At 69.1% G+C, this 27,000-nt stretch carries 26 protein-coding genes; 19 read left to right on the top strand and 7 right to left on the bottom strand.

What is annotated here, in order from left to right; translation table 11 throughout:
- Nucleotides 1–5: 5 nt before the first annotated feature.
- The 6 genes from Q0579_RS05640 (at nt 6) to Q0579_RS05615 (ending at nt 6,468) form a co-directional block, all read left to right on the top strand.
- Nucleotides 6–839: a class I SAM-dependent methyltransferase gene (locus tag Q0579_RS05640; protein ID WP_298810090.1), complete on the top strand. Its 834-nt coding sequence runs from the start codon at nt 6–8 to the stop codon at nt 837–839.
- On the top strand, nt 836–1,471 hold the full coding sequence (locus tag Q0579_RS05635; protein ID WP_298810088.1) for a glutathione S-transferase: 636 nt from the start codon (nt 836–838) through the stop codon (nt 1,469–1,471). Before Q0579_RS05640 ends, Q0579_RS05635 begins: the two co-directional genes overlap by 4 nt.
- Before the next feature lie 53 nt (nt 1,472–1,524).
- On the top strand, nt 1,525–4,962 hold the full coding sequence (locus tag Q0579_RS05630) for a PAS domain S-box protein (RefSeq protein WP_298810086.1): 3,438 nt from the start codon (nt 1,525–1,527) through the stop codon (nt 4,960–4,962).
- A gap of 114 nt (nt 4,963–5,076) precedes the next feature.
- Nucleotides 5,077–5,358: a hypothetical protein gene (locus Q0579_RS05625; protein WP_298810085.1), complete on the top strand. Its 282-nt coding sequence runs from the start codon at nt 5,077–5,079 to the stop codon at nt 5,356–5,358.
- A 112-nt stretch (nt 5,359–5,470) separates the two neighbouring features.
- On the top strand, nt 5,471–6,109 hold the full coding sequence (locus Q0579_RS05620; RefSeq protein ID WP_298810084.1) for a response regulator transcription factor: 639 nt from the start codon (nt 5,471–5,473) through the stop codon (nt 6,107–6,109).
- Nucleotides 6,106–6,468: an Hpt domain-containing protein gene (locus Q0579_RS05615; protein ID WP_298810082.1), complete on the top strand. Its 363-nt coding sequence runs from the start codon at nt 6,106–6,108 to the stop codon at nt 6,466–6,468. Before Q0579_RS05620 ends, Q0579_RS05615 begins: the two co-directional genes overlap by 4 nt.
- A gap of 3 nt (nt 6,469–6,471) precedes the next feature.
- On the opposite strand, the gene Q0579_RS05610 is transcribed toward Q0579_RS05615, so the two are convergent.
- The 5 genes from Q0579_RS05610 to Q0579_RS05590 all read right to left on the bottom strand — a co-directional run bounded on the left by Q0579_RS05610 (nt 6,472) and on the right by Q0579_RS05590 (nt 11,823).
- Nucleotides 6,472–8,100 (bottom strand): M28 family peptidase, encoded by a 1,629-nt coding sequence (locus Q0579_RS05610; RefSeq protein ID WP_298810081.1) that lies wholly within the window; start codon nt 8,098–8,100, stop codon nt 6,472–6,474.
- On the bottom strand, nt 8,100–8,912 hold the full coding sequence (locus tag Q0579_RS05605) for an NYN domain-containing protein (protein WP_298810079.1): 813 nt from the start codon (nt 8,910–8,912) through the stop codon (nt 8,100–8,102). Before Q0579_RS05605 ends, Q0579_RS05610 begins: the two co-directional genes overlap by 1 nt.
- A gap of 99 nt (nt 8,913–9,011) precedes the next feature.
- Nucleotides 9,012–9,254, bottom strand: a complete 243-nt coding sequence (locus Q0579_RS05600) for a hypothetical protein (protein WP_298810077.1) — start codon at nt 9,252–9,254, stop codon at nt 9,012–9,014.
- 49 nt (nt 9,255–9,303) lie between these two features.
- Nucleotides 9,304–9,786 (bottom strand): transcription elongation factor GreB, encoded by a 483-nt coding sequence (gene greB, locus Q0579_RS05595; RefSeq protein ID WP_298810074.1) that lies wholly within the window; start codon nt 9,784–9,786, stop codon nt 9,304–9,306.
- A gap of 45 nt (nt 9,787–9,831) precedes the next feature.
- Entirely contained in the window at nt 9,832–11,823 is a 1,992-nt protein-coding gene (locus Q0579_RS05590; protein WP_298810072.1) for a lytic transglycosylase domain-containing protein, read from the bottom strand.
- A gap of 88 nt (nt 11,824–11,911) precedes the next feature.
- Between Q0579_RS05590 and dapA the strand changes: the two genes are divergently transcribed.
- The 11 genes from dapA to Q0579_RS05535 all read left to right on the top strand — a co-directional run bounded on the left by dapA (nt 11,912) and on the right by Q0579_RS05535 (nt 24,007).
- Entirely contained in the window at nt 11,912–12,793 is an 882-nt protein-coding gene (dapA, locus tag Q0579_RS05585; RefSeq protein ID WP_298810070.1) for a 4-hydroxy-tetrahydrodipicolinate synthase, read from the top strand.
- Between the two features lie 52 nt (nt 12,794–12,845).
- Nucleotides 12,846–13,148, top strand: a complete 303-nt coding sequence (locus tag Q0579_RS05580; RefSeq protein ID WP_298810069.1) for a hypothetical protein — start codon at nt 12,846–12,848, stop codon at nt 13,146–13,148.
- An 81-nt stretch (nt 13,149–13,229) separates the two neighbouring features.
- Nucleotides 13,230–13,712, top strand: coding sequence for an SsrA-binding protein SmpB (gene smpB, locus Q0579_RS05575; protein ID WP_093002347.1), 483 nt, complete (start codon nt 13,230–13,232; stop codon nt 13,710–13,712).
- A 14-nt stretch (nt 13,713–13,726) separates the two neighbouring features.
- On the top strand, nt 13,727–14,260 hold the full coding sequence (locus Q0579_RS05570; protein ID WP_298810062.1) for a DUF2062 domain-containing protein: 534 nt from the start codon (nt 13,727–13,729) through the stop codon (nt 14,258–14,260).
- Between the two features lie 109 nt (nt 14,261–14,369).
- The gene (locus Q0579_RS05565) at nt 14,370–16,421 is read left to right on the top strand and encodes a M13-type metalloendopeptidase (protein WP_298810059.1); all 2,052 of its coding nucleotides are present in this window, start codon (nt 14,370–14,372) and stop codon (nt 16,419–16,421) included.
- A gap of 13 nt (nt 16,422–16,434) precedes the next feature.
- Nucleotides 16,435–18,816, top strand: coding sequence for a response regulator (locus Q0579_RS05560; protein ID WP_298810056.1), 2,382 nt, complete (start codon nt 16,435–16,437; stop codon nt 18,814–18,816).
- 63 nt (nt 18,817–18,879) lie between these two features.
- The gene (locus tag Q0579_RS05555) at nt 18,880–19,227 is read left to right on the top strand and encodes a response regulator (RefSeq protein ID WP_298810053.1); all 348 of its coding nucleotides are present in this window, start codon (nt 18,880–18,882) and stop codon (nt 19,225–19,227) included.
- Between the two features lie 90 nt (nt 19,228–19,317).
- Complete coding sequence (gene ilvD / locus Q0579_RS05550) at nt 19,318–21,039, top strand: dihydroxy-acid dehydratase (protein WP_298810050.1); 1,722 nt, start codon at nt 19,318–19,320, stop codon at nt 21,037–21,039.
- Complete coding sequence (locus tag Q0579_RS05545) at nt 21,020–21,424, top strand: hypothetical protein (protein ID WP_298810047.1); 405 nt, start codon at nt 21,020–21,022, stop codon at nt 21,422–21,424. Before ilvD ends, Q0579_RS05545 begins: the two co-directional genes overlap by 20 nt.
- Nucleotides 21,421–22,803 carry an NAD(P)H-hydrate dehydratase gene (locus Q0579_RS05540; protein ID WP_298810045.1) on the top strand — a complete coding sequence of 461 codons (1,383 nt, stop codon included), beginning with the start codon at nt 21,421–21,423 and terminating at the stop codon, nt 22,801–22,803. Before Q0579_RS05545 ends, Q0579_RS05540 begins: the two co-directional genes overlap by 4 nt.
- Before the next feature lie 31 nt (nt 22,804–22,834).
- Entirely contained in the window at nt 22,835–24,007 is a 1,173-nt protein-coding gene (locus tag Q0579_RS05535; RefSeq protein ID WP_298810042.1) for a class I SAM-dependent RNA methyltransferase, read from the top strand.
- A gap of 7 nt (nt 24,008–24,014) precedes the next feature.
- On the opposite strand, the gene truA is transcribed toward Q0579_RS05535, so the two are convergent.
- Both truA and fmt read right to left on the bottom strand, forming a co-directional pair.
- Nucleotides 24,015–24,752, bottom strand: a complete 738-nt coding sequence (truA, locus tag Q0579_RS05530; RefSeq protein WP_298810039.1) for a tRNA pseudouridine(38-40) synthase TruA — start codon at nt 24,750–24,752, stop codon at nt 24,015–24,017.
- Complete coding sequence (gene fmt / locus Q0579_RS05525; protein ID WP_298810036.1) at nt 24,749–25,663, bottom strand: methionyl-tRNA formyltransferase; 915 nt, start codon at nt 25,661–25,663, stop codon at nt 24,749–24,751. Before fmt ends, truA begins: the two co-directional genes overlap by 4 nt.
- Before the next feature lie 78 nt (nt 25,664–25,741).
- Between fmt and recR the strand changes: the two genes are divergently transcribed.
- Nucleotides 25,742–26,338: a recombination mediator RecR gene (gene recR / locus Q0579_RS05520; protein ID WP_219769072.1), complete on the top strand. Its 597-nt coding sequence runs from the start codon at nt 25,742–25,744 to the stop codon at nt 26,336–26,338.
- A 33-nt stretch (nt 26,339–26,371) separates the two neighbouring features.
- Nucleotides 26,372–26,926, top strand: a complete 555-nt coding sequence (gene def, locus Q0579_RS05515) for a peptide deformylase (protein WP_298810031.1) — start codon at nt 26,372–26,374, stop codon at nt 26,924–26,926.
- Nucleotides 26,927–27,000: the final 74 nt, after the last annotated feature.

Genomic DNA, 27,000 nt, shown 5'->3' with positions numbered 1-27,000 from the left:
CGCTGATGACGGCGGCAAGCGACTGGACCGGCAAGGTCGGCGACGTGTGGGCGCGGGAGTGGCGGCGCACCGAGCGTAGCTTCGCCGATCTCGAACCGTTGCTGCGCCGCGCGATTCTGGACGTTGCGCCACGCGCCGGCCATTTCCTCGATCTGGGCTGCGGCGTCGGCACCACCGCCGCACACGTCGCGGCCGAGCGGGTCGGTGCCACAATCACCGCCGTCGATCTTTCGTCCGCGATCGCGCGGGAGCGTCACCATTTCCCCGACCTTCGCTTCGTCGCCGGCGACGCGCTGGAGCACGTCGCGCCCGAGGCCTTCGACCTCACCTTTTCGCGCCACGGCGTCATGTTCTTCGCCGATCCGCATACCGCCTTCACCCAGCTTCGCCGCGCGATGCGGCCGGGGGCGCCGCTGGTGTTTTCCTGCTTCCGCGCACGGCGCGCGAACGCGTGGATGCGCGAACTTGCCGCGGCGACCGATCAGTCGCTCGATGACGATGCTGGCTACGTGCCCGGCCCGTTCGGCTACGCGAACATGGACGATGTTCGCGCGGTGTTGAGCCGGTCGGGCTGGCGGGTCGACGCAGTCGAGCCGGTGGACTTCGACTATGTCGCCGGCGTGGGCGAGCGTGACGACGCGGCGATCGCCGACGCGCTCACCTTCTTCACCCGCATCGGCCCTGCCGCAGCGGCGATCCGGGCAGTGAGCGGCGACGCGCGCGTCGCGCTGCTGGAGCGGATCGGAAGCCGGCTCGCGCGTTATGCAGCGAACGGGCGCGTCGCCATGCCGGCGGCCGCCTGGATATGCACCGCACGCGCCGCAGGGGAAGCCGCATGACCATCATCGTCCACCATCTGGAGAATTCCCGCTCGCAGCGCGTGCTGTGGATGCTGGAGGAGCTCGGCCTGCCGCACGAGGTCAAGCGGTACGAGCGCAACAAGAAGACGATGCTCGCTCCTCCCGAGCTGCGCCGCGTCCATCCGCTCGGCAAATCGCCGGTGATCCAGGACACCGATGACGGCGACCGCGTGATCGCGGAGACTGGTGCGATTGTCGAATATCTCGTCGACAAAGCGGACGGCAAGCTCGGCGCGCCCGCGAAGCGCGATGACGCGCTCGCCTACCGGTTCTGGCTCCATTATGCCGAAGGCTCGCTGATGCCGCCGCTGCTGCTCAAGCTGGTGCTCGGCCGCATCCCGCTGATGGGCAAGCCCGCGACCAAGCGTATCCAGCCGATGATCGATGTCCACCTCGACTTCGTTGAACGATCGCTCGCCGATCGTCCGTGGTTCGCCGGCGACCAGTTGACCGCTGCCGACATCATGATGAGTTTTCCGCTGGAAGCCGCGCGCAGCCGTGCCGGGCTCGACAAAAGCCGGCCGAACACGATTGCCTGGCTGGAGAAGATTCATGCGCGCCCGGCCTACCAGAAGGCGCTGGAGGAGGGCGGTCCTTACGCATATGCGTGAGTGAATAGAGAGCGTTAGCCGGGCATTAACCAGCCGGGCCTACGCCGGGCAGCATGACCACGCTCCGGTTATCGCGCTCGCTCCGCTTCGACCTCGCCTTCGCCGCCGTGTTCGGCGTGCTCGCGTGGCTGTGCCTGGCTTATGCGCGCAACCATTCGCCGATCGCGCTGGTATGGTTGCCGAACGCGCTGCTCGTCGGCGTGCTGATCCAGACACCGACCCTACGTCTCCGCCTGATCGGCCTGTGCAGCGCGACGTTGCTCGCCGCCGCGCTGAGCAGCAGCGACCTGACCGCGACGCAGATCGCGATTCGCGCGAGCGTCAACATGGCGGAGGTGCTGATCGTCGCAATCGGGATGCAGGGTGCCGGATCGCACCGCGGGCTCGACAGCCTGCGCCGGCTCGGCCGGTTCACGCTGCTGTCGTTGATCGTGCCCTTTGCCTTGTCGGTGCTGGTCATGGGTGCGTTCTGGTCGCGCGGTTCGGCGTTCGCGATCGCGATCGGGCTGAGCTGGGGCGGCGCGCATACGCTCGGCCTGCTGCTGGTCGCGCCGCTCGTCTCGATCGCCTACGGTCTCAGCAAGGGCACGCGGCACGAATGCCGGACGAGCGCGAACGAGGCAGCGGCATTTTCGGTCGTTGCGCTGGTGCTCGCCGTATTGCTGTTCTCGCAATCGAGCTACCCGCTCTTGTTCCTGACCGGACCGGTGGTGATGCTCGCCGCGCTCCGCCTCGGTCAATTGGGTGCGGCGGTGACCGTCGTCGTGCTGGCGCTCGTTGCTTCTGTCGCAACCTATCACGGGTCGGGTCCGATTACCCTGACGCGGGGCGGCGTGCACGGCCAGATGCTGGTGTTGCAATTGTTCCTCGCCGCCAATTTCTGCATGGGGCTGCCCGTCGCGGTGATCCTGCGCCGGTTGGAGCGCGTCCGCAACGACCTGCGCACCCGCAACGACAACGCGCAGGCGATGCTCGCGAACATGCAGGAGGTGCTTTACCGCGTCGACACCGACGGCTGCTGGTCGTTCCTCAACCCGGCATGGGAGCGATTGACCGGGACACCCGTCGCCGACGCGCTCGGCACGCACGTCCGCGACGTGATCCACCCCGCCGACATGCCGATCCTCGCCGATCTGCAGCAGCGCCACGCCGCGCGCACGCTGGAGGGGCAGGTCGGCCGGTTGCGCATCATCCGCCGCGACGGTGCGATCCGCCACGTCGACGTCAGCGCGCGCATGCTGCCTGACAACGAGCGCAGCGGGTATTCCACCGTCGGCTCGCTCCACGACGTGACCGATCGGCTCGCCTTCGAGCAGGCGCTGCGCGAGAGCGAGCATCGTTTCCAGACGCTCGCCGATCTGGCGCCGGTGGGCATCTTCCGCACCGACGCGGACGGTGGGCTGACCTACGCCAACCGCGCCTGGTACGTGCTGTCGGGTCTGACCCCGGCGCAGGCGGCCGGCGACGGGTGGAGCGATGCGGTCCACCCGGCTGATCGTGCGCGCGTCTTTGCCGACTGGCAGGCAACTGCCGCGAGCGGCGGCAATTACCGCGGCGAGTTCCGTTTCGTTCATGCCGACGGGACGCTGATCTGGGCCGATGCGATGACCGCGGTCGAGCGTGACCTGTTCGCCTGCCCGGTCGGGCACATCGGCGTCACGATCGACATCAGCGAGCGCACCTTTGCCGCCGCCGCGCTCGCCGACAGCGAGGCGCAGTTGCGCTTGCTCGCCAGCAACGCGACCGACGCGGTGTTCCGCCTGGCGCTCGACGGCACCTGCCTCTACGCCTCGCCCTCGGTCCGCGAGGTGATCGGTGCCGCGCCCGAGCAGTTGCTCGGCGCGTCGATGCTGTCGCGCTTCCATCCCGAGGACGACGCAATCGTGCGCGCCGCCTACCAGGATCTGGCGCGCGGGATCATCGACAAGATGGTTGTCAGCTATCGCTCGGAACCGGTCGACCGGCCCGGCACGTGGCGCTGGCTGGAGGCGAATTGCGGGCTGGTCCGCAATCCGGCGAGCGGCGCCGCGCAGGAGATCATCGTGTCGATCCGCGACGTCACCGCGCGCAAGGAGCTGGAACTCCAGCTTGCTGCGGCGCGCGACGCGGCCGAGATCGCCGGTGCGGCAAAGGCCAATTTCCTCGCCAACATGAGCCATGAAATCCGCACCCCGATGAACGGCGTGATCGGCGCAACCGAGCTGCTGCTCGACGGCGAACTCGAACCGCAGCAGCGCGCGCGCGTGCAGGTGATCGCCGATTCGGGCCGTGCGATGATGCGGCTGCTCAACGACATTCTCGATCTCTCGAAGATCGACGCCGGGCAGATGCAGATCGCGAGCGAGGCGGTCGACCTGCGCCACGCGCTGCGCGGTTGCGCCAAGCTGATGGCGCCGCTGGCCGAGCAGAAGGGGCTGGCGCTCACCTGCGAGGTCGCGGACGCCATTCCGCCACGCATCCAGGGGGATGGGCTGCGGCTGCGCCAGATCGTGCTCAACCTGCTCGGCAACGCGGTCAAGTTCACCGCCGCAGGCGCGGTCACGCTGCGGGCAGAGGCGGTGACTGACGACGCCGGCGCGTGGCTGGAGATCGAGGTGCGCGACACCGGCATCGGCATCGAGCCCGCGCGCCACGCCGCCATCTTCGACAAGTTCATGCAATCCGACGAGTCGACGGCGCGCCGCTACGGCGGATCGGGGCTCGGCCTCGCGATCGGCGCGCAGCTCGCGCGGCTGATGAACGGATCGCTGCGGATGACGAGCGTGCCCGGTGCCGGTAGCAGCTTCTTCCTGCGCGTGCCGCTGATCGCCGCGGCGGGCGCGGCCACGGTCGCGCCGCTGCCCGCCGCATTGCCGACGCGCGCAGATGCGCGCGATCTACGCGTGCTGCTGGCTGAGGATCACGAGATCAATCAGATGCTCGCGTCGGCGATGCTCGAACGACTGGGCGCGCGCTGCGTCGTCGCGGCCGATGGCGCGGCGGCGGTCGCTGCGGTCGCCGAGGCAGAGGCGGCGGGCGATCCCTTCGCCCTCGTGCTCATGGACATGCAGATGCCCGAGGTCGACGGGTTGGAGGCGACGCGCCGCCTGCGCAGCGCGGGGCACTCGGCCGCGGCGCTGCCGATCGTCGCGCTGACCGCCAACGCCTACGCCGATGACATCGATCTGTGCCTGGCTGCCGGCATGCAGGCGCACCTTGCCAAGCCGCTGCGCCTCGCGGAGTTGCAGCAGGTGCTCGACCGCTGGGGACGCGCCGCCACGCCCGATTGCCGCACCGTGCTCGAAGCGCTGTCGACGTTGATCCGGCGCGGCGCGTTCGAGGAAGCGACGCTGATCGAGATCGCCGCGCACCTGCGCACGCTCGCTGCCAGCGGTGCGTCCCCGCTCGCCGCCGCCGCCGCCGATGTCGCGCACGCCGTGTCGGGCTGCGTCGGCGACGACCTGCCGGCGGTGCTGGAGCAAGGGCTGACCCGGCTCAACCGCGCTGCCTGATCGACGCGGCTCTCACCCCAAGGAGTGATACCGCCGACCTGCGGAAGCGGGCAGAAGCGGATCATCGAGAGGGCGTCGACCCGCCCCGCCACGAACAGACCACGGAGCCGAACCATGATCCGCCATACTCTGATCGCCGCCGCTGCCATGACCGCGCTGGCGGGCACCGCGCAGGCCGACACCGGCCGCGCCAATCCCTTGCGCCCGGTCGTCGTGCGCACCGCGATGGACGGCAGCACCGTCTGCCTCAACACCGCGGCAAGCGCGGGATGCGCCAATTACCAGGCGGCGCTGCTGCGCACCGTCGGGCAGAGGGCGGCGGCGGCGCGCACAAACATTTCGGTCAACGACCTTGGGCGGCGCCAGCTCAGTGCGCTGATCGCCAGCATCAACTGAGCAGCCACACCGACGCGATCGAACGTCGTTACCGCTTTGCTTACCATTGCCGTCGTAAGCGCCGATGAATTGCACCCCGGCACGGGTGCGAACTGATCGGAGCCTAGCCACCATGTCCGCCCCCGCCCCCGCCGCAGCCTCCGCGCTCGCCATCGTGGTCGATGACCATCCGATGTGTCGTCAGGCAACCGCGATGGCGCTGGGAGTGGCCGCACCCGAGCTGACGGTGGTGGAGGCGGCGTCACTGGCCGAGGCGAGCGAGCGGGCAGGGGAGGCGACGCTGATGACGCTCGATCTCGCGCTACCCGACAATCGTTCGGTGCTGGGGGTGCCTGCCTTGTTGGATCGTTTTCCGCACTTGCGCATGCTGGTGATCAGCGGCGCGCTCAATCCCGAGATCGAGCAGCAGGTCGCCGCCACCGGAGCACATGGTTACCTGTCCAAAGCGACACCAATCTCGGTGATGGTCGAGGCGATGCGCGCGGTGATCGCGGGCGGCACGTGGTTTTCCTTCGCGATCGACGAGGCCGCTCTGCCCGCCGACAGCGACTTTGCGCGATTATCCTCGCTCACCGGGGCGCAGTCGCGGGTGCTGAACGCGATGGAGAGCGGGCGGTTGAACAAGCAGATCGCGTTCGATCTCGGTCTGTCGGAGATCACCGTGAAGGCGCACGTCAAGGCGATCCTCAAGAAGCTGGCGGTGCCCAACCGCACGCAGGCCATCCTCATGCAACAGCGAGCCCAGTCGTGACTGCCGACCAACATGCCGCCCCGCTGATCGACCCCGCGCAGTTGCGCGAATTCGCCGACTTCCTGCCGGGTGCGCAGGTGCTTCAGCTCATTCGTACCTTTAGCAAGGAGATGGAGACGCGCCCGTCGATGGTGCTGCACCTCGCGCGACAGGGTGATTTGCCGAACGCACGCGCGGCGGCGCACTTTTTAAAAGGTGCCGCGCTCAGCGTCGGTGCGCGCCGGATCGCGCTGCTGGCCGATACGGTCGAACATGCCGGCGACGACGCGATCGTCGCGCACGCACAGGAATTGCCGGGCTGCGCGCTCGACACGCTGGGCGAGTTGGAGGCGGTGCAGGCGACCTTGCAGGCCGCCTGATCGTCAGCGCCGCTCCGCTTTGGTCCTGCCGCGCGTCGCGGTGAATTCGGACGTCGCGCTCCACGTCGGCCAGACGCCGGCGTGGCTCAATCGCTCACCCATGTCGTGGAACAGGTCGACGTCCTGCGCCGCGCCGGTTAGATTCCAGTCGGCCGACCAGCGGTCGCACGTCTTGTGGTAGCAGGCCATATAGCCGTCGAGCCATCGCTGCCCCGCCGCCGTGCCGCCCTGGCGCAGGTCGGGCGCGCCGCCCAGCGCCATCAGCAGCAGTGACGGCACGCCGCGGCGCACGACCGAGAAATGGTCGGCGCGGTAGAACAGCCCGCGCTCGCTGAATGTCTCGGGCGTGATCGTACGACCCTGCTTGGCGGCTGCCTCGGTCAGCAGATCGTCGAGCGAGCTCTGCCCCTTACCGACCAGGATGATATCGCGCGCAGGTCCGGCGGTTTGCAGGATGTCGAGCGTCAGGTTCGCAGCCGTCAGGCTCAGCGGGTAAATCGGGTGCGTCGCATAATATTCGGAGCCGAGGAGCCCGCGTTCCTCGCCGGTCCAGAGCGCGAACACCATCGTCCGCTCGGGCGCGGGCGCCGCCTTGAACTGGCGCGCGAGCTCGATGACGCCCGCGACGCCGAGCGCATCGTCGTTCGCACCCGGGCGCAGCGTTGCGCCGCTCGCATCCGCCGGACCCTCGCCGTAAGCGTCCCAGTGCGCGCCGAACATCACGCTCTCGCGCGGGCGTTTGGCGCCGGAAATCTTGGCGAGCACGTTGGCGCTCTCGATCCGCTCGACCGAGACGGGCGCGTCGGCGGAGAAGGCGAGCTTCATGTCGACCGGGCGGAACGAGGCGGAACGCGCCTGCACGCGCAAGCGCGCGAGGTCGAGCCCTGCACCTTTGAACAGCCGGTCGGCGGTGTCGTGCTCGATCCAGCCCTGTAACGGCACGCGAGCGTCACCGGCCGCGCGCACGATGTCGTAATTCTCGCCGTTCGATGCGTTGACGGTCGACCACGGGTAACCCGCGCCGCCGGTATCGTGGACGATCAGCGCGGCGGCGGCGCCCCGCCTGGCGGCTTCCTCGAACTTGTAGGTCCAGCGCCCGTAATAGGTCATCCGCCGGTCGCCGAAGCGGCCTTTGGCGTCCTCGCCCGGCTGCGCCTCGAAATCGGGATCGTTGACCAGGAACACCGCGACCTTGCCTTTGAGGTCCTGTCCCTTGAAGTCGTCCCATTTCGCCTCGGGCGCGGACACGCCGTAGCCGACGAACACCATCGGTGCGTCCTTGATCGCGATCCGCGGGGCGGCGCCGACGGTCGTGACTGCGATCTCCTTGCCCTGCGTCAGCACGGTTGTCCCAGCGCGCATCGTCGCGCCCGCGCCGATACGGGTGTGGATCATCGGCACCGTTTGCGTCCACGCGCCGTTCGTGCCGCCGGGCTCGAGCCCCAGCGCCTTGAACTGTGCGACCAGCCAGTCGATCGTCACTTTCTCACCCGCGGTGCCGGGCGCGCGACCGCCGAAGCGGTCCGAGGCGAGCGTCTTGACCGTCTGGGACAGCCGCGCCGGATCGGTCTGCGCAGCAGCCGCGGTCGACAACAATGCCGCGGTGACGCCGGCGAGGAGGAGGGAGCGCATCAACGAAGCCTTTTCACGAGGGCGCGGCCTTCGCGCCGCTCGATCTGGAAATTGGGTACCGACTCGACCAAGTCGGACAAGCGCTTGAACCCGTAGTTACGCACGTCGAACGACGAGCGATTGGCCGCGAGCTGCCCCATCGCCGACAGACTGACATAGCCCTTCTCATCGCGCTTCGACGCATCGTACGCGTCGATCAGCAGCTTCAATAATTCCTGGTCGACCGGCGGTTTGGTCTTGCGCGGCGCGGCGGGGGCGGCGGAGCCCGACGATGTGCGCGTGCCGATCGCGGGCGGCAGCGTGTCGGTGAGCGGGACGTCGCTCGTCGCCACCGGTGCGGCCGGCGATGCCGCTTCGCCATTGTCGGTCAAGAGTGCCGCGACGTCGATGAAGCGGCTGCACGCCTGTCGGAACCCCTGCGGCGTCTTGGCGGTGCCGAAGCCGTAAACGGGCAGCCCATCCTGCCGGATGCGGGTGGCGAGCGGCATGAAGTCGCTGTCCGACGACATGATCCCGAAGCCCTCGACGCGACCGCGGAACAGCAGGTCCATCGCGTCGATGGTCATCTTCATGTCGGTCGCGTTCTTGCCCTTGGTCAGGTCGAACTGCTGTTGCGGCTCGATCCCGTGGCGCACGCTCATGTCGCGCCAGCCCTTCAGCCCGGGCTTCGACCAATTGCCGTAAACGCGGCGGATGTTGACGGTGCCGAGCTCCGCCAGCACGGTCAGCACCGGATCGAGCGCGTGCCACGACGCATTGTCCGCGTCGATCAGCAGCGCGATGTTTCGGGTGGGCGTGTCGTCGGTCGGCATGGCGCGGGTGTCGACCGCGACGGCGGCGGCGTCAAGCCGCGCGCCGGTGTTATCGTCCCTGCGCGCCCTGTCTTAGCACGGCGCGCAGGAAGCGCTGAGTCAGCCGTTCGAGCCGCGACGGTCGCTGTCGTAGGCGACGCCCGCGTTGATGTCGTCCTGCTTGGTCGCGCGCGTCTCGCCATCGGGGTCGGTCACCGACTTCATGTCGGCCTGCGACCCGACATCGCGCGCGAGCGCGCCGCCGCTGGTGCCCGTCTGCGCCTCGCCACCGGGGATCATGCCCTCGATCAGGTCCTTGTCATCGTGGTCGCGCGCGCTATCGGTGCGGGTCTGCTCGGTCATGGTTGCTTCTCCTTCGCGGCACGAACGGACAGGCCCGCGCCCGCGTTCCTCACGCGCCGGGATAAGAGATTGCGATCACCTCATATTCACGCTCGCCCGCAGGTAGCGCAACGCGGCGTACGTCGCCGACCGCCGCACCGCGCAGCGCGCGCGCGAGCGGCGCGTTCCAGCCGACCAAGCCCTTGCCGGCGTCGGCCTCGTCGTCGCCGACCAGCGTCAGTTCGCGCTCGTGATCGTCCTCGTCGACGATACGCGCGGTCGCGCCGAAATAGATGCGCGAGCGATCGGGCGCGGCGGCGGGATCAACCACCTTTGCCGCCTTCATCCGCCGGGACAGCCAGCCGAGCCGGCGGTCGATCTCGCGCAGCCGCTTGCGGCCGTAGATATAATCGCCGTTCTCGCTGCGATCGCCGTTGCCGGCCGCCCAGGCGATCGTCTCGACCAGCTTGGGGCGCTCGGTCGCGAACAATTGCTCATATTCGCGGCGCAGCACCGCGTAACCCGCCGGGGTGATGTAATTGGGTCGATCCATGCGAGTGCGACTAGCCGAACCTAGTTGCGCCCGTCACCCCGTCGATCAACCCGGGCGGCTGCGCCCGAGATACCAGCTGAGGTTGGCCGGGCCACGGCTCTTCGCACGCGCCGGGTTCATCAGGTCGTAGACGACAGCATTCTCCAGCACGCGCTGCACGTAGTTGCGTGTCTCGCTGTACGGGATCGCCTCGACCCAATCGACCATGTCGACCCCGCCGGTGCGCGGGTCACCGTTGGCGCGCAGCCACTTGTTCACGTTGCCCGGCCCCGCGTTATACGCCGCGATCGCGAGCGGATAGCTGCCGTACAGGCCGAAGATGCGCTGGAAATAGCTTGATCCCAGCATCACGTTGTAGCTCGTATCTGCGGTCAGCCGCGCGGCGTCATAGGGCAGGCCGAGCTTGCCCGCCTGCTCGCGCGCGGTCGCGGGCATCAACTGCATCAGCCCGCTCGCGCCGACGGGGCTGCGTGCCTCGCGGTCGAACTGGCTTTCCTGCCGGCTGACCGCGTGGATCATCGTCCACTGGCTCTCGTAACCGCCCGGTACCGGCACGGTCGGGAAGGCGACCGCGCTATATTCGGTCAGCCCGTTCTGCATCGCGTTGCGCCCAACCAGCACCGCCAGATCGGGGCGCCCGAGTTGGCGCGATAGCTCCTCGGTCAGCAGATGGTCGGTGTCACTCTTCGCGTCGCCCGCGATCAGGCGAACGAACGCGGTCTGGTCCTGCCGCTGTCCGGTTCGCCCCAGCAATTGTGCGGCGCGTACGGTTTCGCGGTTGAAGAAGGCGGCGCGCACCGCGGGGTCGATCGCGCGCGGTGGCAGCGCGGGCGGCGCGACCAGTGGTTGGCGCAGGTGCTCCAGCGCCAACTGGCCGTAATATTGGTCGCGGTAGCCACCGGCGCGCGTGAACAGGCCCGCCGCCTCGGGCTTGCCGGCAGCTTCCGCCGCGCGTGCCGCCCAATAGAACCCCTTGGCGCGCGTCTGCGGCGACTGGCTCGCCTCGCCGTAGCGTTGGAACAGGAAGGCGGCGTCGGCGGGCCGGTTGAGCTTGGTGAGCGCGGTCTGCCCCGCGAGCCAGGCGAGGCTCGTGTAATCGTCGCGCTCGCCGTAGGGCTTGGCCGAAATGTCGGTGCCTGGCGGATAGGCATCGTCGATCTGCCGCGCGATGTCGTAGGCGGTCTGCCATTGCCCGTCCGCCGCGGCGCCGCGCGCGTTGGTCAGCAGCACCTCGTAGAATTTCTCGACATTGCCCGGGCGGATCAGCGCCGAGCGCGTACGCGCCAGCCAGCCGCGCGCGCTCGGCGACGCACCGCTGTTGCGCAGCCACACGGCCTTGTCGGCGATGTAGCCCGCGTCGCTCGCGCCAGCGGCATCGTTGACCGAGGCGAGTGCGGAGGCGTTCGCGTCGCCGGTGCGGAACGCCAGCCGCGCCTCGAACAGCGGCCGCGCGCCCGCACTCGTCAGCGCGATCTGCCGCGCCGCCGCGCCGGTCTGACCCTGCCACAGCAGCGTGTCCATGCGCGCGTCATGGTCGGTCGGGGTCAGCGCGCCGGCGAAGCCCGTCAGCACCGCGCTCTCGTCGGTCGGCGACAGCGCGCCGCTGCGCCAGGCCGCGCGCGCGGCGGCATAGGCCTCGCTCGTACTGCCGCTCGCCTGATACGCCCGTGCGCACGCCAGCCAGCCGGTGCCAGTCAGCGGCGGAAAACGGCGGCAGAAGGCGATGACATTCGCGGGGGTGGCGTAACCGGTCGCCGCCTGCTTCTCCGCCGCGCGGCGGTTGGCGGTCTGGTTGGGCCAGCCGGGATGCGCGAGGAGGAAGGAGGCGTAGGTGTCGAACGGCAGCGAATCGCTCTGCTGCAAGACCTTCCATTGCGCGAGCGCCTGCGCGAGGCCCGCGGCCTGCGCCTGCGCATCGGGTTGCACGCCTGCCTGACCCGAATATGGCGCCACCGGACCAACCTGGCTCTGCGCCAGCAACAGCGCCGCCCCAACACCCGCCACGATACCGATCAATGCGCCCGCCTTCATCACCATTCCAGATCGGTGGACAGGATAGCGATCCAACCCGTATCTGTCCTGAACGACTTCACATTTTCACCGCGCCGGAGAGAGCGTCTACCCCATGTTCACAGGTTCGATCCCCGCGCTGGTAACACCGTTCGACGATGATGGTGCGTTCGCCGAGCAAATCTACCGCGACTTCATTGAGTGGCAGATTGCCGAGGGTTCGTCGGCGCTGGTGCCGTGCGGCACGACCGGCGAGGCGGCGACGCTGACCAAGGAGGAGCAGTTCGCAATCGTCCGCGTCTGCGCCGATCAGGCGCGCGGGCGCGTGCCGGTGATCGCGGGGGCGGGGTCGAACGATACCCGTGTCGCGCGCGCCAATCTGATCGCCGCAAAGGAGGCCGGCGCCGACGCTGCGCTGATGGTTCCGCCTTATTACAACCGTCCGGGGCAGGAGGGCATCTTCCGCCATTTCGAGGCGCTGGGGGCGGACGCACCGCTGCCGATCGTACTCTACAACGTGCCCGCGCGGACGGTGACGGACATCCTGCCCGAGACGCTGACGCGGATCGTGCAGGCGTTCCCTCAGGTGTTCGTTGCGGTGAAGGACGCGAGCGGGGTGATCACGCGCGTGTCGCAACACCGTGCGAGCCTGGGCGACGGGTTCTGCCAACTCTCTGGCAACGACGATCTGGCACTCGCCTTCAATGCGACAGGGGGTACGGGCTGCATCTCGGTCAGCGCGAACGTCGCGCCGCGGTTGTGCGCCGACTTTCAGGCGGCGTGCGCGGGCGGCGATTACGCGAAGGCGCGCACGCTCCACGACCGGCTGTTCCCGCTTCACACGTCGCTGTTCACCGATGCTTCGCCCGGCCCGGTCAAATATGCGGTGGGCAAGGCACGACCCGGTTTCCCGCGCGGATTGCGGTTGCCGATGACGTGGCCCGGCGAAGCGGCGCGGGCGGCGGTCGACGCCGGTCTTGCCCACGCGGGGCTGTAACGGTGCCGGGCGGGAACCATGAGACGGAACCCGCCCGCCGGAGGCAAGAATGATGATCGCGGCACTGCTCCTCCAGGCCGCGGTCGCGGGCCCGGTCCTTCCGCAACCCAGATCGATCCTGCCGCGCGAATGCCCGAAAGCGCAGCCGGGCGACACCGACGTGGTCGTGTGCGGGCGCGGACAGGAGCAGTTCCGCCTTCGCGCGACACCGGAGCGGTATTCGTCCGATCCGCAGGCGCTGCCAAAGGCGCAGACCACCATCGGCGGCAACACCGTTGGCGCGGAAACCGAGCAGGGCAATGTCGGCGGCGTCGCCACCAACCGCATCATGCTGCGGCTCAAACGACCGTTCTGATCGGGCGGATCGCCCCCGGCTCACGCCCAATCGTAACGATCGCCCTTTGCCGCTGCCCGCCAGTGTGCCTACATCGCGGCCATGTCGCGTCCCAAGCCTGCCACCTTCGACAAAAAGAAGATCGTCGCCGAAAACCGCCGCGCGCGGTTCGATTACGCGGTCGATACCGTGTACGAAGCCGGCATCGTCCTGACCGGCACCGAGGTGAAATCGCTCCGCTTCGGCGAAGGGTCGATCGCGGAAAGCTACGCCGAGGTGCGCGGCGACGAGGTGTGGCTGGTCAATTCCAACGTGCCCGAATTCAGCCACGGCAACCGCTTCAACCACGAGGCCAAGCGCCCGCGTAAACTCCTGCTTCACGAGCGCGAGATTAACAAGCTGCACGGCGCGGTCGCGCGCGAGGGCATGACGCTGGTCCCGCTGACCGTTTATTTCAACGGGCAGGGGCGGGCGAAGGTGGAGCTGGCGTTGGCGAAGGGCAGGAAAGCGCACGACAAGCGCGAACACATCAAGGAGCGCGAGTGGAAGCGCGACGCCGGCCGCATCATGCGCGACCACGGCTGATGGCGTCTCGGCCGATGACGGCGTGGGACCGGTTTGCGGCGTGGAGCAGGCGCAACCTGCCGACGCGCGAATCGATGGAGAAGAGCCGGCTGCTCCGCCCGGTCGCGCACCGTGTGCTCGCGCCCGAATTGTGGCGGTTCACGCGCCGTTCGGTGCCGCGCGGCGTCGCCCTCGGCATGGTCGCGGGCATCCTGTTTCCCGTCGGACAGATCGCGATCGCCGCGCTGATCGCGCTGCCGTTCCGCGCCAACGTGCCGGTCGCCGCGCTCACCACCTTCATCACCAACCCGCTGACGACGCCGTTCATCCTGTTCGCCGCCTATCAGATCGGCGCGTGGCTGCTGCGCACCAACGCGCCCGCAGTGGCGCAGCCGGTGACGGAGGCGGCGACCGGCTGGCTGCAGTGGCTCTGGAACGCTGGTCCGCCGCTGGTGCTCGGGCTGCTGTTGATCACCACTGTCTGCGCGTTGCTGGGCTACGCGCTGGCGGCGCTTGGCTGGCGCTCGTGGATCGCGCGCAAGTGGCGCCACCGGCACCAGCACGATTGACGGTTCGTTCCGGCGGGTGATCGACCGCTGGGATAAGCGTCATCGGCAGGCTGGCGCGCTTCCGCGGCGCCGCCTAAGGAATGATCATTCCTCGTACGGGTGATTGTTCATGCGTCGTTCGATCCTGTTTCCTGCACTCTCCGTCGCCGCGCTGATCCCCGCGGCGCTCGTTGCTCAGACGGCGGCGCAGCAGCCAACCGCCAAGACGGACGAGATCTCCCGCGCGGGTCCGCGCTACGGCACGTTCGGCTTCGACACCGCGGGCATGGACCGCTCGGTCAAGCCGGGCGACGACTTCTACGATTACGCCAACGGCACCTGGGCGAAGACGACGCAGATCCCGGCCGACGAGGCCAATTACGGCGCGTTCTCGGTCCTGGCCGACCTTTCGCGTGAGCGGACGCGCGGACTGCTCGAGGCGGCGCACGGCGATCGTGGCTCGAAGATCGGTCAGGCCTATGCCACCTATCTCGACACCGGTGCGATCGACCGCACCGGGCTCGCGCCAATCCAGCCGTGGCTCGCCAAGATCAAGGCGGTCGACAAGGCGGGCTATGCCGCGTTGCTCGCGGAGGCCGACCGCAACGGCGTCGACATTCCCTTCGGTGTGTACGTCGGGCAGGACGACAAAGACCCCGACACCTACGCGGTCAATGTATCGCAGGCCGGGCTCGGCATGCCCGACCGCGATTATTACCTCAGCACCGACGCCAAGCTCGCGCAGACCAAGGCGGCGTACCAGGCGCATCTCGCGCGGCTGCTGACGCTGGCGGGGGAGCCGAATGCGGAGGCGCGCGCCGCTGCGCTGGTTGCGTTCGAGACGCAGATCGCCCGGGCCAGCTGGACGCGCATCGACAGCCGTGATGCCGACAAGACCTACAACAAGATGACGTTGGCGCAGTTGCAGCAATCGGCGCCCGGGTTCGACTTCGCGACCTTCATGCGCGCCAACAAGACCGCGGCCGACACGCTGATCGTCGCGCAGCCGACCGCGATCACCGGCATCGCGCAGGAGATCGGCGCCGCACCGATCGCGGTGCTGCGCGACCAGTTGCTGGTGCGCAGCCTCGACGGCTTCGCCGACGTGCTGCCGCGCGCCTTCGACGCCGAGAATTTCGCCTTCTACGGCACCGTTCTGAGCGGCACGCCGCAGCAGCAGGAGCGGTGGAAGCGCAGCGTCGACTTCACCAGCGCCGCACTCGCCGACGAGGTCGGCAAGGTTTATGTCGCACGCTACTTTCCGCCCGAGACGAAGGCGTCGGCGGACCAGTTGGTCAGGAACGTCATCCAGGCGATGAACCGCCGCATCGACACGCTGACCTGGATGGCGCCCGAAACCAAGGTGAAGGCACACGCGAAGCTCGCCGCCTTCACGCCCCGGATCGGCTATCCCGACAAATGGCGCAATTATTCCGCGCTGACGATCAAGGCGGGCGACGCGTTCGGCAACAGCCTGCGCGCAAACCAGTGGCGCCACGACTATAACGTGACCAAGCTCGGCCGCCCGATCTATCGCTGGGAATGGGGTATGACCCCGATGACGGTCAACGCGCAGGCGAACTTCGGCTTGGTCGCGATTACCTTCCCAGCCGCGATCCTGCAGCCGCCGTTCTTCGACCCGAAGGCCGATCCCGCGATCAACTATGGCGGCATCGGCGCCGTCATCGGCCACGAGATGAGCCATCATTTCGATGATCAGGGTGCGAAATACGACGCGCACGGCCGGCTGACGCAGTGGTGGACCGACACCGACGTGCAGCGCTTCAATGCACTCAGCCAGCGTCTCGTCGATCAATATGACGCCTATGAACCGCTGCCCGGCATGCGCGTGAAGGGCGCGCTGACGCTGGGCGAGAACTCGGCCGATCTGGCGGGCCTGTCGGCGGCCTATGATGCCTATCACGCCTCGCTCGGCGGCAAACCCGCGCCGGTGCTGGGCGGCTACACTGCCGATCAGCGTTTCTATCTCGGCTGGGCGCAGGTGTGGCGGCGCAATTACCGCGAGGCGAACCTGCGCCAGCGGCTGCTGACCGATCCGCACGCGCCGTCGCAGCAGCGCACCGACATCGTCCGCAACATGGCCCCGTGGTATGCGGCGTTCCAGCCGAAGCCGGGCGACAAGCTCTACCTGGCGCCCGATGCGCGCGTGAAGATCTGGTGACGATCTCGCGTCGATGCGGCTGGGGGGAACAGGAACAACGAGCGGCCCACGCGCCGGGCTGCTGATCGCGCTTGCCGCCGGGGCAATCGCGGGCGGGGTGGTGCTGTGGATGATCGGCAGCGTCATCGTCGCGGCGGGCTTCGTGGCCGCGACGGTGGTGATCGCGGGCGTCGCGATCGGCTTGCGGGTGGCATTCGCGAAAACGCCTGCGCCAGAGCCGACCCCTGACTGGTCGCTGGCCGCCGCGCTGGCGGGCGCCAATGCCGACGCAGTGGCAGTCACGGGACGGGACGGGCATCTCGTCTGCGCCAACCCGGTGTATGAGACGTTGTGCGGCGGGTTCCCGACGCCACCCGCGCTCGCCGTGTCCGACGCCGACCTCGCGCGATTGACCGCCGCCGGGCGCGACGCGTGGCGCGACGGGCAGGCGGTGCTCGCGCGGATCGAGGTCGCCGGTGCGCCGCTGTCGGTTGAGGTGACGCGCTCGGGGCATGCGGGCGATCACCTCGTCTGGCGCTTCGCCGGGCAGCGCGCGGTCGACACGGTGGACGGCCTGGCGCGCGAGATCGACGGCGCTCTGGGCGATCGGCTCGGCGCGGCGGGGATCATGGCCGCGCTGATGACTCCGTCCGGCGAGGTGATCGCGGGCAATCGTGTGCTCTGCGCGCGCGCGCTCGGCCAGCCCAATGCACCGATTGCGGGACAGGACCTCGCGCAATTGCTCGTCGGCGACGCGCATGGGACCGTTCATTTCGCCCGTGACGAGGAAGCAGGGCCGCTGCGCCTGCTCCAGGTCGCGCTCAGCAGCGGCGATCAGTCGCCCGTGCTCGTCGCGCTGGTCGACGATCTCGGCACCGCGCCCGCGGTCGGCGACCCGCACGACGTGCAGACCCTGTTGTCGGTGATCCCCTTCGGCCTCGCGCTCGTGGACCGCGAAGGGCGCTTCATCGCCATGAACGCCGCGTTCGCGCGCATGGCCGGTGTCGAGCCCGCCGCGCCGCCGCTCTATCCCGGCGACCTGGTGGTCCGCGAGGACAAGGCCGCGGTCGCCGACGCGGTGCGCCGTTTCACCACCGGCGGCGCGCAATCGGCCGATCTCGCGATCCGCCTGAAGGATCATCCGGACGAACCCGTCGCGCTGTCGATCGCGGCGACGCGCGGCTTCGGCGGCGCCTCGGTGCTGCTGTCGTTCAAGGAAAATGGCGAGGAGAATCGGCTCAAGCGCGAGGTGGCGCAGGCGACCAAGATGCAGGCGGTCGGCCAGTTAGCGGGCGGCGTCGCGCATGATTTCAACAACATCCTGACCGCGATCATCGGCCACTGCGACCTGATGCTGATGCGCCATTCGCCCGGCGACAGCGATTACGACGACATCCAGCAGATTCGCGCCAATTCGAACCGCGCTGCCAGCCTGACGCGGCAATTGCTCGCCTTCTCGCGCCAGCAGACGCTTCGCCCGCAGGTGCTGCAACTGCCCGACGTGGTGTCGGAAGTGTCGACGCTGCTGCGCCGGCTGCTCGGCGAGACGGTGGTGCTCGAGGTCAAGCACGGCCGCGATCTCGGCGCGGTGCGCGCCGATCCGGGCCAGCTCGAACAGGTCGTCGTCAACCTCGCGGTCAACGCGCGCGACGCGATGCTCGCCAAGGGCGCAAGTGCGACCGGCGGTGCCGGACGCGTCACGATCCAGACGCGCGCCGCGACGATCGCCGAACTGCGCGCGCGCGGTACCGACATCATGCCGCTGGGCGATTACACCGCGCTCGAGATCACCGACACCGGCACCGGCATTCCGCCCGAGGTGCTGCCGAAGATCTTTGAGCCGTTCTTCACCACCAAGGAGGTCGGCAAGGGTACCGGGCTCGGCCTTTCAACGGTTTACGGCATCGTCAAGCAATCCGGCGGGTATATCTTCGCCGATTCGCGCCCCGGCCAGGGCGCGACCTTCACCATCTATTTCCCAGTCCATGCCGCGGGTGAGGAGAGCGCCGCGCCGCGGGCGCCGACGCGTGCCAAGCCGACCGACACCTGGGGTAGCGGCACCATCCTGCTGGTCGAGGACGAGGACATGGTCCGCGCCATTGCCGAGCGCGCGCTGACGCGGCAGGGCTATACGGTGCTCGCCGCGGATCACGGCGAGGCCGCGCTCGAACTGCTCGATACCGCCGATCGACCGAACCTGATCGTGTCGGACGTGATGATGCCGGTGATGGACGGTCCGACGCTCGCGCGTGCGGTGCGGCAGCGTTACCCCGATATCCCGATCCTGTTCATGTCGGGCTATGCCGAGGAACAATTGCGGCGCTCGATTGACCTCGACCACGTCGCCTTCCTGCCCAAACCCTTCTCGGTTCAGCAGCTCGCCGAGGCGGCGCGCGACGCGCTGGCGAATGGTTGACGTGGATCAAGTCGTCGGCACCCGAGGTTGCGCTCCCCGGCACGCGCGTTATTGCGGGGCGGGATGACGATGCGCGTGCTCCTGGTCGAAGACGAACCGCTGATCGCGATGATGCTAGAGGACTTCCTCGACGCACTCGATCGCCAGCATGCCGGCACCGCCGACAGCGTGGCGGCGGCGCTGCCGATGGTGGCGGAAGGCGCACTCGATGCCGCGATCCTCGACGTCAACCTGCGCGGCGGCGAGAAGAGCTTCGCCATCGCCGAGGCGCTGGCGGCAAAGAACATCCCGTTCGTCTTCGCGAGTGGCGGCGGCGGCGAGGACATCGCGCCCGAATACCGCGATCGTCCGATGCTGCCCAAGCCCTACACGATGGAAGGTGTCCAGCAGGCGCTCGCGCAGCTCGGCTGATCGGCTGCTGAGGGGTTTGCGCGATCTTTTCTGACAATCGGCTGCTTCTAGCCTTGCCATAGCTTGCGCACGCGCAGCATAGCGCGCGACATGACCACCCGTTTCGACAAGAACCGCCTGCCGAGCCGCCACGTCTCGGTCGGTCCCGGGCGCGCGCCGCACCGCAGCTATTATTACGCGATGGGTCTCTCCGAGGAGGAGATCGCACGTCCCTTCGTGGCGCTCGCGTCCGCCGGCAACGACAGCGCGCCGTGCAACACCACGCTCGATGCGCAGGCCGATGCGGCGCGGCGCGGCGTGGAGCAGGGCGGGGGCATGCCGCGCCGTTTCAACACCATCACCGTCACCGACGGGATCGCGATGGGCCACCAAGGCATGAAGTCGAGCCTGGTCAGCCGCGAGGTGATCGCCGACTCGGTCGAACTCTCCGTACGCGGCCACTGCTATGACGCGCTCGTCGGCTTCGCGGGCTGCGACAAGTCGCTGCCCGGCATGATGATGGCGATGCTCCGGCTCAACGTGCCCTCGATCTTCGTCTATGGCGGGTCGATCCTGCCCGGCCGGTTCGAGGACCGCGACGTGACCGTCGTCGACGTGTTCGAGGTCGTCGGCCGCTATGCCGCGGGTACCTGCCCGATCAGCGAAGTGCACGCGCTCGAGAAGGTAGCGTGTCCCGGTCATGGCGCATGCGGCGGGCAGTATACCGCCAACACGATGGCCTGCGTCGGCGAGGCGATCGGATTGTCGTTGCCGAACAGCAACATGGTGCCAGCTCCTTACACCTCACGCGAGCAGATTGCAGTCGCGGCCGGCGCGCAGGTGATGGAGTTGCTCGCCGCCCACATCCGCCCACGCGACATCTGCACGCGCGAGGCGTTCGAGAATGCCGCGCGTATCGTCGCGGCCACTGGCGGGTCGACCAATGGCGCGCTGCACCTGCCCGCGATGGCACACGAGGCGGGGATCGATTTCGACCTGTTCGACGTCGCCGAGATCTTCAAGACGACACCCTACATCGCCGACCTGAAACCCGGCGGCCGATATGTGGCCAAGGACATGTACGAGGCGGGCGGGGTCTACATGCTGATGAAGACGTTGCTGGCGGAAGGATTGCTCCACGGTGACTGCCTGACCGTCACCGGCCGAACGCTCGCCGAGAACATCGAGCAGGTGACGTGGAACCCCGATCAGAAGGTGATCTACGACGCGCGCGCGCCGATCACCCCGACCGGCGGCGTCGTCGGCCTGCGCGGCACACTCGCTCCCGATGGTGCGATCGTGAAGGTCGCCGGCATGCACCGGTTGCAGTTCGAAGGTCCGGCGCGCTGCTTCGACTGCGAGGAGGACGCCTTCGCCGCGGTCGAGGCGCGCGCGATCCGCGAGGGCGAGGTCGTTGTCATCCGCTACGAAGGGCCAAAAGGCGGTCCGGGCATGCGCGAGATGCTGTCGACCACGGCCGCGCTCTACGGGCTCGGCATGGGCGAGAAGGTCGCGCTGATCACCGACGGGCGCTTCTCGGGCGCGACGCGCGGCTTCTGCATCGGCCATGTGGGGCCCGAGGCGGCGGACGGTGGCCCGATTGCGCTGGTCGAGGATGGCGACACCATCCGCATCGACGCCGAGGCGGGCACGATCGACCTCGCCGTCGCCGACGACGTGCTCGCTGATCGCCGCGCGCGCTGGCAGGCGCGGCGCAACGACTATGGCTCGGGCGCATTGTGGCGTTATGCTCAGAACGTCGGTCCTGCCTACAAGGGCGCTGTCACTCATCCCGGCGCGCGAGCGGAGACGCATGTCTACGCGGACATCTAGCGCGATCGTGCTCGCCTGCCTCGCCGCCGCCTGCTCGCCCGAGCAGACCGCGAACACGCAGGTGCTGGCGAACGTCGAGGCAGTGCAGGACCAGGAGGCGGCGGACGATGGTCTGCTCAACTGCGCGGTCGGTGCCGCCGCCACCTTGTCGCGCGTGTGCAGCGTCGAGCGGCAGGAAAGCGACCGCGGGCTCGTGTTGACCGTTCGGCATCCCGACGGGGGATTTCGCCGCCTGCTCGTCACCAAGGACGGTCGCGGCGTGGTCGCCGCCGATGGCGCGCTGCCGGCGCAGGTGACGCTGGTGGGCGCGAACGAGATCGAGGTCGCGCTCGGCGACGACATCTATCGCCTGCCCGCGACCGTGAGGGGTGCGGCGGCGAAGTGACGCCGATCGCGGATGCCGCCGTCCTGACCGTCGCCGAGATGCGCGCGGCGGAGGCACGCGCCTTCGCGGGCGGCGACAGTCCGCAAGCGATGATGCGGCGCGCAGGGGAGGCTTGCGCGCACGCGATCCGTCGCCTGTCCGCCGGGGGCGAGGTGCTGGTGTTGTGCGGCCCCGGCAACAACGGCGGCGACGGTTACGTGATCGCGGCCACGCTCGCCGCGTTCGGCCATCCGGTGCGCGTCGCCGCACTGGCCGAGCCCCGGACCGATGCGGCTCGTCTCGCCCGCGGTGCCTGGCAGGGCACGGTCGAGTCATTCGCAACGGCTGAGCCCGCGCCCGTTCTGGTGGACGCGCTGTTCGGTATTGGCCTGTCGCGCGCGCTTGACGATGCAACAGCGGCGCGCCTGGAGCGCCTGTCTGCGGCGGCGCACCTGACGGTTGCGATCGATCTGCCGAGCGGGATGGACGGCGACAGCGGCGCGCTGCTGGGTTGCCCCTATCACGCCAGCATCACGTTGGCGCTTGGCGCGCTCAAGCCCGCGCACCTGCTGCAACCCGCCGCGCAGGTCTGCGGCGCGTTGCGGCTGATCGAGATCGGCGTGGAGGCAGGCGACCGGACGTGCGTTGTCGCGCCACCGCGCCTGCCAGCGCCGGGCCCGTCTTCGCACAAGTTCAACCGCGGCATGGTCGCGATCATCAAGGGGCGAATGGCGGGCGCGGCCGAGCTGGCGGCGAGCGCGGCGATGCACGCGGGCGCGGGCTATGTCGTACTGCTCGGCGCGACGATCCCCGCCGCGCCGCACGCGCTCGTCCGTCGCGCGCTCAGCGACGAGGTGCTCGACGATCGGCGAATCGGGGCATTGGTGATTGGGCCGGGGCTCGGCCGCGATGAGGCGATGCGCGTGCTGGTCGAACGCACGCTGGCGTGCCGCCACCCCCTGATTATAGACGGCGATGCGCTGCATCTCGTCACGCCCGAGCTGATCCGCGCCCGCGCCGAGCCGGTAATCCTGACCCCGCACGCGGGTGAATTCGCGGCGCTGTTCGGAGAAGGGCAGGGCAGCAAGCTCGACCGCGCGCGCGACGCCGCGCAGGCGGCGCGTGCGGTCGTCGTGTTCAAGGGCGCCGACACCGTGATTGCCGCGCCCGATGGCCGGGCTCGCCTTGCACCCGCCGCGAGCAACTGGCTGTCGACCGCCGGCAGCGGCGACGTCCTCGCGGGCGCGATCGCGGCGCGTCTCGCCGCCGGGTTTGACCCGCTCGATGCCGCCGCCGCGGGCGTCTGGCTTCACGGCGAAGCAGCGCGCGCGTGCGGCGCGGCCTTCATCGCTGACGAGCTCGCCCGCGCGCTGGCGGGTGCGCGCGCCGCAGCGTCGTGACGGACCGCGCAAATCGCTCTAGGGCGCGGTGATGAGCATCATTACACGTGTTGCGGCGCGCGGCGAAGGCGTGGCCGACGACGGTCGCCACGTGCGCCTGGCCGCCCCCGGCGACCACCTCGCGCCCGACGGTACGATCACCCCCGGCCCGCACCACCAGACGCCGCCCTGCCGCCATTTTCCCGAGTGCGGCGGGTGCCAGCTCCAGCACCTGGACGACGAGAGCTGGTCCGCCTTCCTGACCGACCGCATCGCCGGGGCGCTCTCCGCGCAGGGGCTGACGACCGAGATACGCGCAGCGCAGCTTTCCCCGCCGCGGACGCGTCGTCGCGCGACGCTCCACTACGACCCCGCCGGCCGGCTCGGCTTTGCGGCCGAGAAGAGTCACCAGCTGATCGACTTGCACGAGTGTCACGTGCTCGCGCCCGAGCTGTTCGCGCTGGTGCGTCCGCTCAAGCGGCTGCTGCCGGTGTTCAAACCCAAGCGCCGGCTCGACGTCCACCTGATCCTCGCCGATCAGGGCGTCGACGTGCTGATCACCGGCGTGACGCCTTCGGGCCTTAGCCACGCCGATGCGATCACCGACTTCGCGCAGGCGCACCGCGTCGCGCGGATCGCGTTCGACGATGGGCTCGGGCCCGAGACGCATTGGGAGCCCGACGCGGTCACGATCACGCTCGGCAACACGCCGGTACCGCTACCCCCCGCCGCCTTCCTCCAGGCGACTCGCGAGGGCGAAGCGGCGCTGGTTGCCGCGGTGCACGAGGCGATCGGCACGCCGCGGATCACCGCCGACCTGTTCGCCGGGCTGGGCACCTTCGCGCTTTCGTTGCCCGGCCGCGTCTATGCCGCCGAGGGCGGGCGCGACGCGATCCTGTCATTGAAGGCTGGCGCCGACCGGGCGCAGCGGCTCGTCTTCACCGAGCACCGCGACCTTTACCGTCGCCCGCTCACCACCGCCGAGCTCGACCGCTTTGACGCGGTCGTGCTCGATCCGCCGCGCGCCGGTGCGCGCGAGCAGATCGACGCGCTCGCTGCCGCACGCGTTCCGCACGTCGCCTATGTTTCGTGCAATCCCAGTAGCTTCGCGCGCGATGCCAAGATCATGTGCGAAGGTGGCTATCATCTCGATTGGATCGTGCCGGTCGGGCAGTTCCGCTGGTCGACCCACACCGAGCTCGCCGCGCGCTTCTCGCGCCAGTGAAGCGTCATCAGTAATCGGCGGCGACGAAGAACAGCCCGTCGGGCGGAGCGTTGAGGCCCAATTGCGCGCGGTCCGCTGCCTCCAGCGCCTCGCGCAGCCGCGCGATGCTCCACCGCCCAAGCCCGACGAGGACGAGACACCCCACCATCGATCGCACCTGATGGTGAAGGAACGACCGCGCCGCCGCCTCCACGATCACGCGGTCGCCGATGCGCTGCACGCCCAGCTGCGCGAGCGTTTTGACCGGGCTCGCCGACTGGCAGTGGACCGAGCGGAAGGTGGTGAAGTCGTGGCGACCGACGAGCATCTGAGCGCCCGCGTGCATCGCCTCCGCGTCGAGCGGCTGCGGCACCTGCCAGGCGAGGCCACGCTCAAACGTCAGCGGCGCGCGACGATTGACTATGCGGTACTCGTAGGAGCGCCCCAGACACGAAAAACGCGCGTGCCAGTCGTCCGCCACTTCCTCGCACGCCAGCACCGCGACCGGCTGCGGCCTGAGCCGCGCGTTGAGCGCCTCCATCAGCCGAAACGGCGTGATCGCCTTTGCCACATCGACGTGCGCACGCATCGCGAGACCGTGCACCCCCGCGTCGGTCCGCCCGGCGGCATGCACCGTCGCCACCTCGCCGGTGATCGTGTGCAGCGCGTCCTCGATCGCGCCCTGCACGCTCGCACCGTGCGGCTGGCGCTGCCACCCCATGAACGGCCGCCCGTCGAATTCGACCGTCAGCGCGAAGCGCGTCACGCGAGCTCGGTGCCCGACCGAACCGGAAAGCCACGCAGCATCTCGGCCGCGCTCGTCACCCCCCGCCCGGCGCGCTGCACCAGCGTCGGGCGGATCGCGCCGTCGCCGCATCCGATCGTCAGCGCCGCATCGACCGTCACGCCCTCGCTGCCGGGAAAGGTGAAGGGCAGCACGTCGGCGGCGAGCAATTTGACGCGCTCGCCCGCGACCTCGAACCACGCGCCCGGCGCCGGGTTGAGCCCGCGCACCATCCGCTCGATCTCGCGCGCGCTGCGGGTCCAATCGATCTTCGCCTCTGCCTTGCTGATCTTCGCGGCATAGGTGACGCCGTCGCTCGGCTGCGGCACCGGCGGATGCGCGTCCACGTCGGCGAGGACCTCGACCATCAATCGCGCGCCCATCTGCGCCAGCTCGGCGGTCAACTCGCCCGCAGTCTTGCGCTCGATCGGGGTGCGCCCCTCCAGTCGCACCGGCCCGGTGTCGAGCCCCGCCTCCATCTGCATGATCCCGACGCCCGTCTCCGTATCGCCTGCCATGATCGCGCGCTGGATCGGCGCCGCCCCGCGCCAGCGCGGCAGGAGCGAGCCGTGGACATTCAGACACCCGAGCCGCGGCGCATCGAGCACCGCCTGCGGCAGGATCAGCCCGTAGGCCGCGACCACGCCGACGTCCGTGTTCAGCGCCGCGAACGCCGCCCGCTCGTCCGCGCCCTTCAACGACACCGGGGTTCGCACCGCGATGCCCAGCGCTTCGGCACGCCGCTGCACCGGCGAGGCGACGAGTTCGCGCCCGCGTCGCCCGCCCGGCCGCGGCGGCTGGCTGTACGCCGCGACGATCTCGTGCCCGGCCTCCACCAGTGCGTCGAGCGTCGGCACCGCGAAGTCGGGGGTTCCCATGAAGACGATCCGCATGGCTGCGCCTTTTCCACATCGCGCAGCACGCGTCACCCCACGCTGGCGCCGAGGGCAGGGGATCGCCATATACCACGCATGGCTTCCCCCGAGATCGAGGCGCTGACGCAGGCGCTGTCCCGTCTGCCCGGCTTCGGTCCACGCTCGGCCAGGCGCGCGGTGCTGCACCTGGTCAAGAAGCGCGAGAATGCACTGGTGCCGCTGCGCGCCGCGCTGACCGCGGTCGAGGAGCGGCTGTCGACCTGCTCGACCTGCGGCAACGTCGACACCAGCGATCCGTGCGCGATCTGCGCCGATCCGCGCCGTGATCCGCGATCTTTGTGCGTGGTCGAGGATGTGAGCGACCTATGGGCACTAGAGCGCTCGCGATTGTTCCCCGGTCGCTTCCACGTGCTCGGCGGGCGTTTGTCCGCGCTTGAAGGCGTGCGGCCTGAGGATCTCGCGATCGAGCCGCTCGTCGCGCGCGTTGCCAAGGGCGAGATCGACGAGGTCGTACTGGCGATGAACGCGACGCTGGAGGGGCAGACGACGGCGCACTACGTCGCCGACCGGCTCGAGCGTTATCCGGTGCGGCTGACCCAGCTCGCGCACGGCCTGCCCGTCGGCGGCGAGCTCGACTATCTCGACGAGGGGACGCTCGCCCAGGCGCTGCGCGCGCGCCGCCCTGTCGCTTGACGCCCGAATAACGGCGACCTAGCTGCCCGCGTCATGGCCATTCTCCCGATCGTCGAGGTTCCCGATCCCGTCCTGCGCAAGGTGTGCGCGCCCGTCACGGAAGTGAACGACGAGGTGCGCGGCATCGTCGCCGACATGTTCGACACGATGTACGACGCGCGCGGCATCGGCCTCGCCGCCAGCCAGGTCGGCATCCTCCAGCGCATCGTCGTCATCGACCTGCAGGAGCGACCCGAGGGCGAGGAGCCGGCCGAGAACGAGGCGGAGGCCGACGCAGGTGGTACGCGCAATCCGCACGCGTTCATTAATCCCGAGCTGGTTTCGGCCAGCGAGGAAACCTCGACCTACAACGAGGGGTGCCTGTCGATCCCCGAACAATATGCCGAGGTGACCCGCCCCGCGCGCTGCCACGTCCGCTGGCTCGACACCGACGGCCAGCCGCACGAGCAGGAGTTCGACGGGTTGATGGCGACGTGCATGCAGCACGAGATTGATCACCTGAACGGCGTGCTGTTCACCGACCACATCTCGCGATTGAAGCGCGGCATGTTAATGAAGAAGCTTGAGAAAATGCGCCGTAACGGCTGACGCCACTGCTCCCCTCTCTGGAAGGCAGGGGCTGGGGGTGGGTAGGTTGCGTGCGAAGCGTCTTGCCTCGCCGA

It is taken from the genome of uncultured Sphingomonas sp. (genome assembly GCF_936927845.1).
Lineage (GTDB): Bacteria > Pseudomonadota > Alphaproteobacteria > Sphingomonadales > Sphingomonadaceae > Sphingomonas.
Note: the sequence above shows the minus strand (reverse complement) of the source record. Positions and strands in the feature narration are given on the sequence as shown.